Source organism: Peribacillus sp. SIMBA_075, assembly GCF_046534585.1.
Genome location: NZ_JAWRYN010000779.1, coordinates 1 through 265, shown reverse-complemented (window position 1 = coordinate 265; position 265 = coordinate 1). Strand labels below are relative to the sequence as shown.

The 265-nt window shown below is 32.5% G+C and carries 1 pseudogene; it reads left to right on the top strand.

What is annotated here, in order from left to right:
- Positions 1 to 40: 40 nt before the first annotated feature.
- Positions 41 to 265, top strand: a pseudogene (locus SB775_RS30320) (homoserine dehydrogenase); the annotation flags it as partial.

Here is a 265-nt window from a genome sequence, read left to right as displayed (position 1 = left end):
ACAGGTGTAACAATTAAACTATTTAGGAGGAGATTAGAAAATGAATAATGTTATTAATGTTGGGGTATTAGGGTTAGGTACTGTCGGAAGTGGTGTTGTCCATATTTTGAAAGAACATTATAAAAAAATCACTCTTGATACAGGATATGAAGTAAAGGTAAAGACAGTCGTTGTACGTGATTTGGAAAAGGAACGTGATGTTTGCATTGATGGAATCGTAGTAACAAGTAATGTCGATGAAGTTCTAAATGATTCAAATATTGAT